This window comes from Paraglaciecola polaris LMG 21857, assembly GCF_000315055.1.
In the GTDB taxonomy this organism is placed as follows: Bacteria; Pseudomonadota; Gammaproteobacteria; order Enterobacterales; family Alteromonadaceae; genus Paraglaciecola; species Paraglaciecola polaris.
Map to the genome: position 1 here is coordinate 1 of NZ_BAER01000065.1, position 6,637 is coordinate 6,637.

Consider the following 6,637-nt stretch of genomic DNA (forward strand, 5'->3'; position numbering starts at 1 on the left):
AAATAGTGTATTCATTAAAGTGGCTTTACATAAACCAAACAAAGGCAAGATAAAGCCCAATTATCGTATTAATACTGAGAATGGATTAGGTCTTGAGCGATTTAAAATCGAAGCATCCGAAGACGAAGTAGATGAATTTAACTTAATTAATCCTGATTGGGCAGGAAAGTTTGAACGAGGTGGCACACTACCTAAACTTAGCCTGCATGATTTAAGGCGATCATTTGCTGTTTTTATGGTTCGCAATCAATTAGGCAATGTTTTAACAGTGAAACATCAGTTCAAACACTTAAATCTTCGTATGTCAAAATGGTATGTTAATTACGCTGAGTTAGCGAGAGACAAAAGCAATAGAATGGATGAAAAGCTTTTTGCAGGAATTAACGATGCCATTGAAGAAGCATGTGTTGATGGTCTAGATGATATCTACAACCAATCCAGCGTAACATCAGGGGTTGAGGGTGAAAGAGTATCCAAACGTAAGCGTGAAAGACTAGAGAAAGGCGAACAGGTTTATCTATCTCGTAACGAGTTAAAAGCTTTGCTGAAATCTGGCGAAAAGTCCTTGGTAATTTTGCCAACAGGAGGCTACTGCACTAGTCGTGACTGTGAACGGCTTTGTTCAATGGACATGATTACAAAGCAAAAGAAAAATTGTGGTCGTGTTATGACAGATAAAGGAGCTAAGCGGCAAGCTAGAGAACGTAACAGCTTAATAGCAGCATTCAGAGGTGTGAATGAGCTAGAGGACAGCGCACTTTCAACCATATTGGTTAGTCATAAGAAAAAAATTCTATTTATCGAGCAAACCTTAGAGAAGCACGACATCCCATTCGAGCAGTTTACAGATAAAATCAAGGCATTGGCATCATGATTTTAAAATACGAAACTACCACTAAAGCAGAAGCAATGTTGGTAAACGCCTTGCAACGACTACTCAACGGCGCACCTACAAGAATAAAGGCAGAAGGTAGGTTAACGCTCAATCGCATTAATAAAGAGGCGGGACTTGGGAATAGCTACATACATAAGTTCAAAGATTTTGTTAATTATGCCAAGCCAATCATTGCGGAATACAACTTAAACCGTGAGAAAGCCATTCTGACGGGGTTAGATATAGAAGTTAATACACCACTATCTGAACTGGAAAACTTGAAGGCTAAGCTAAAAGGTGCGGAAGCTCTAAAAGCTAAATATAGAACTGAGCGTGATAATGCGGTGGCGGCAAGAAAGATACTTGAGCAAAAGAATTCAGAACTAATGTTTAGGGCCTATGATCTGCAAGATGAATTGCTACAACACAAACAAACCATAACCCCTTTCACTGGTAAGCCTAAGTAGCCACATTATTTGGAATAGTGTTTAACCAAATATGACAAGGAACTATGTGCCATTTGCAGTCGGTGAGTAGAAATTATCTGACAGGCTGCTGTGAGCCTATAGCGGTCGGTCGAGCGTTAAACCTGATGGGGAAGTTTGTGCTATAAAGAGTCATTCGATAATAGATATGACACAATTATTTTTGCCACAGATAGTCATTTATTCGAACTGCATTCAACTCAATAATTGTTCCGCTTCGTCACCAAAGCGGACGTAGCTGTGTTGTCGTTTACTTCCGGTTTGAAAAGCAGACGAACAAGTTAATCATCTTAAGGACGGCAATTCAAAGCGGTCATTAGTCATTAGATGTGCCTTACTACAACTGCTAGCCTAAAAGCGGCTATACCCGGCTGCTCTGCAAGGTCGCTTTTGGTGATTCTCAGTGGTCAAGTCAGTTATCCTTTATAAGCTTGCCAAGAACCATCCGCTTTCCAGCTAGAGATCCATTCTGGAATATCCCCACTAGGCATGGGTCGAGCGATGCCATAACCCTGCGCCAACTCACAGCCAAGTTTCAGCAGTGCTAATCCGTGTTCGATGGTTTCGACACCTTCAGCAATCACTTCACGCTGGAATGCTTTCGCTAAGCCAACGACACCTTCAATAATAGCCAAGTCGTCAGCATCTTTTAACATGTCGCGCACGAAACTCTGGTCGATTTTAATCAAGTGGGCTGGCAGACGCTTGAGATAGGTGAGTGATGAATATCCCGTTCCGAAGTCATCTAAGGCAAAGCCTACGCCCAACTCGTGGCATACATTCATGATACCAGATACCTCATCGATGTCGCTTAGCGCACTCGTTTCCAGTATTTCCAACTCAAGTGTGTAAGGCTCCACTTCAGGATGGCGTGCCAACAATGTTGCTAAGCGAGATGTGAAGTTGAGTCGTTGTAAGTGATAGGCACTAACATTGACGCTGATGGGTAGATTTACGCCTAAACCTTGCCACTGGCTTATTTGTTTCAATGCGGTGTCTATCACCCATTCCCCAAGCTCTACGCTTATCGCCTGACCTTCTATCGCAGGCAAGAAGTCTAAAGGTGGCACGATACCACGTTCAGGATGTTGCCAGCGGATAAGCGCTTCAACACCTATCACTTCGCTAGTACGCATATTTACTTTGGGTTGGTAGTGCAATACAAACTCGTGTTTACCCATCGCTTCCTGAACATCAGCTATACTTTGTCGTTGGGTCTTAATTGCATCATTATTTGCGATATCAAACATATGATAGCGATTTTTACCTGCGAGCTTAGCTATATACATGGCTTGGTCGGCATGACGTACAAGCTCCTCTTCTTTCGCATCGTCTTGTGGGTAAATGGTGAACCCGATACTTGCTGATACTTGAATTACTGTGTCACGCACCGTAATGGGGGCTGAAGCAGCACATAGCAAACGTTCTAATACAGCTTTACTATCTTCGATGTTTTCAACATTAACTATGACAGCAATAAATTCATCACCGCCAATACGAGACAGCATATCACCTTTACGCATTCCCCCTCCTTCACGTAAAGCTTTTTCCATACGTCTTGACAGTGCAATTAGTAACTCATCTCCCATATCATGACCGTAGGTATCATTAACAACTTTGAAGCCATCTAAATCTAGGCAAGCAACGGCTAGCGAAATATTGTGGCGTTGACATTGCTTCATAGCGACACTTATGTGGTCTTCCAATAATACACGGTTAGGCAAATCAGTCAGTGAGTCATAATAAGCAATGCGTGCTAGCTTCTCTTCAGCTTCTTTACGCTCGGTGATATCGGTACGAATGCCTACATATTGAAATGGCTTACCTTCATCATTCAAGGTGGGAACAATTGTTGTTTTAACCCAATAGTCGGTGCCATTCTTGGCAGTGTTTCTAATTTCACCTTGCCACGTTTGACCGCCAGAGATGGTTCTCCACAAATCCACAAAAAACGCATCTGGATGTTCAGCAGATTTTATGATTTTATGATTTTTGTTGAGTAGCTCTTCTCGGTTGTAACCGCTGATGGCGCAGAACTTGTCATTGACATAAGTAATCTTGCCTGCAACATTAGCAATACTCACAATCGCGTGCTCATCAAGGGCATGTTTTTGAAAAACTAATGCGTTATTGACCTCTAGAGCGGCTTTGTTCGCTTCGAATAAAGCGCGTTCTTTCTCTTTTTCTGCGCTGATGTCCTGAAATATCCCCGTTAACTTGACCGATTTGCCATTCTTTGCAGTCACTTTACAGGTTGTCCGCACACTGATTTTACGACCCTTTGTAGTGTAAGTCTCTAATTCTAGGTCATATCCTTTACCGTTCGTAATGGCCTCATTCAGAGCTGATTCGATCGCTTTTTTTGACTCTGGCAAGAAATAACCCAGACCCGCGTCAACGGTTGGATTAAATTCGTCAGGGGATGTATCGTGAAGGCGATACGTTTCATCCGTCCACAGAAGGTTACCTGTAACAACATCCAGCTCCCATCCACCCACTTTAGCAATTTTCTGTGACTCTTTTAGCAGTAGGTCCTGCCGCTGAATTTCGTTCTCACGAGCATTTATATTTTTACTTGTGCCATACCACTCAATAATACTGCCATTAGCATCAAATTTTGGTACTGCTTGCCAATCATGTAAAACGTAACTTCCATCCCTGTGTCTTAGTCCCAATTGCATACTGTTTGGCTTACAATTGGACAAGATTTGGGTCAGCTCCTCAATTGAGGTGGGTAAATCATCGGGATGAATAAAGCTTTGCCAGTCGCTTAGCAGAGCCTCTTTTTCATCCACCCCAAAAAATTCAGTAAACCTGCTATTAACATAGGTAAACCGCCCTTCTGGATCCGTTATCCAAACCTGTTGTTGTATGGAGTCCAATAACGCCTTGAGTTGAGGACCGTCAGATAAATTTTTGGACGTTACTTTAAGCATAATTACATATCACTTTTTTATTCATAAACATAATGCTGAATTGTTGTTCCGTGAGATTAAGAAAGCATAAAAAGATAATTATCAGTACTAGACCTCATTTAGTTTTATAGAAGCCACACACTTATGCATAAGCTTCTAGTAGAAACATATATGAGCGACTAACGTGGCTAGCTTGAAAACTGATTAATCATATCTTTGGTTGCTCTAACATTAGCTTGAAGGGCTGCACTTGCCGCAGCTGTATCCCTTGATGCCTGAGCGGTCTCTTCTGATTTAGACTGAATATTCGTTACATTTCGATTTATTTCCTCAGCCACATAGCTTTGCTCTTCAACCGCTGTGGCAACCTGTATGGTCATATCTTTTATTCTCCCTACAGCCTGTCCAATTTGCGTATACGCTTCACCCGCCTTTTGATTGTAATTAACGCACTCGTCAACCTTCGCTTGGGCTCCTCGCATGGCCTCAACAGATGCTGAAGAGCTAGATTGCAAACGGTCTACTATGACCTTTATTTCTTGTGTCGATGCCTGAGTTCTTTTCGCCAGAGTTCGCACTTCATCAGCTACCACGGCAAATCCACGACCTTGCTCACCAGCGCGAGCGGCTTCAATTGCTGCGTTTAGAGCCAACAAATTAGTTTGATCGGCAATACTATTAATCACATCCATAACCGAGCCAATTGCGATGCTATCGTCTCCTAACTTTGATATAGCAGCTGATACATCGGCAACATTAGAGACAAGCAGATTTATTTCTGACAAACTTTTTTCTATCACTTGTTGGCCATGAAGGACGTGATCATGCGCTGATTCAGATTCGGAAGACGTGCTGGCTGTATTATGAGACACCTCTGTTATAGCAGCGCTCATTTCTGTTACAGCTGAAGACACCATTTCAATTTCTGCTTGCTGGCTATATATCGCGGCATCAGTGGTTTGCACAGCTGAATTTGTTTGACCGGAAAGGGCTTCTAAATTAGAGGCAGACTCATCCGCTCTGGTTAAAATTGTTTCAGTACGTGACTTAATGTACTTAATTGCCAGCATCACGCTACCAAGTTCATCACTTCTTTTGGTATAGATAAGGCGTGCCATATCATCATTATGGATACTCTTGCATTCAGAAACCAAGAGGTCCCAATCTTTAGCCAGTATTGCCAGCCCTCCAGCACCCAATAAAATACCTAAGAGAGGTATCACCACAGCAAAAACACCACCCGCAAAAGAGCCAACTAAACAACTGATGACAGATAAAGCAAAAACAGCCGCAATCTTACCTTTAAAAGACAGAAACGACTTAAAACTGACTTTATCCCCTTTGTTTATCTTTTTATAAATAGACTCTGCATCGACGACTGTATTCTCATCTGGCGCGGTACGAACTGATTGGTAACCTAATATTTTGCCATTATCATAGACAGGTGTGACAAAGGCGCTTACCCAATAAAAATTGCCATTTTTACAACGATTTTTAACCATACCCATCCATGAGTCACCTTTTTTAAGAGTACCCCATAGGCTAGCAAAGGCCGCTTTAGGCATATCTGGGTGGCGCACAATATTATGTGGATGACCTTGCAGCTCTTCCACGCTGTAGCCTGCTATGTCAGAAAAAGCTTTATTGGAATATTCAATTGTACCTTCTTTATTGGTTGTAGACACAAGACGCTGGTCAGAGCCAAATAATTCCCTTTTAGACATATCAAAACTCTCACTAGTAAATGTATTTATAAAGTATTTGCCACAGTGACATAATGATCACCTAACAAAATGTAAGTTGTGTAAAATGTTCAATCAGCATCATCTAAGATAACCTAATGGCGCAAAGTCATAGCGGCCTTCAACTCTAATTCGCTCTTGTGAACTTGTGTTCTGGTCAACTCCAACCGGACACTTTCTTTAAAGACATTTCATATTTAATCGGTGACATATCGCCATTGGCTGTATGTAGCCGATCCTGGTTGTAATACTTCATATAGGCCGTGACATCTTGTTTCATGTGTTCACGGGTCGGTTGGGCTATTTTTAATATCCAGTCATGCTTCAGACTGCCAAAGAATCGCTCCACCACAGCATTGTCCCAGCACGCACCCACATCACCCATTGAGGCACGAATACCGTAACCCTTAAGCAGACTGCCAAAGCGCCTGCTGGTGTATTGGGAGCCCCGATCACTGTGAAATACGAGTCCCTGTTTGGGTTGCCTTACATTTACCGCCTTGATAATGGCTTTGCTTATCAAGTCCGTCGTCATACGCTTTTCTATGTGCCAACCCACAATGCGTCGTGAGTATAAATCCATCACTATCGCCAAATACATCCAGCCCTGGGCAGTCTTTA

At 42.3% G+C, this 6,637-nt stretch carries 4 protein-coding genes and 1 pseudogene; 2 read left to right on the plus strand and 3 right to left on the minus strand.

Annotation, left to right across the window (positions count from 1 at the left end):
* Both GPLA_RS23595 and GPLA_RS12920 read left to right on the plus strand, forming a co-directional pair.
* A pseudogene (locus tag GPLA_RS23595) lies at positions 1–874 on the plus strand (hypothetical protein); the annotation flags it as partial.
* Entirely contained in the window at positions 871–1,341 is a 471-nt protein-coding gene (locus GPLA_RS12920; RefSeq protein ID WP_007105369.1) for a hypothetical protein, read from the plus strand. The pseudogene GPLA_RS23595 and the gene GPLA_RS12920, both read left to right, overlap by 4 nt.
* A gap of 434 nt (positions 1,342–1,775) precedes the next feature.
* Here GPLA_RS12920 and GPLA_RS12925 read toward each other — a convergent pair whose 3' ends face one another.
* The 3 genes from GPLA_RS12925 to GPLA_RS12935 form a co-directional block, all read right to left on the minus strand.
* Entirely contained in the window at positions 1,776–4,295 is a 2,520-nt protein-coding gene (locus GPLA_RS12925) for a sensor domain-containing protein (RefSeq protein ID WP_007105370.1), read from the minus strand.
* 167 nt (positions 4,296–4,462) lie between these two features.
* The gene (locus tag GPLA_RS12930) at positions 4,463–5,998 is read right to left on the minus strand and encodes a methyl-accepting chemotaxis protein (RefSeq protein WP_007105371.1); all 1,536 of its coding nucleotides are present in this window, start codon (positions 5,996–5,998) and stop codon (positions 4,463–4,465) included.
* A 175-nt stretch (positions 5,999–6,173) separates the two neighbouring features.
* On the minus strand, positions 6,174–6,637 hold a 464-nt coding region (locus GPLA_RS12935; RefSeq protein WP_040514719.1), incomplete at its 5' end, for an IS3 family transposase.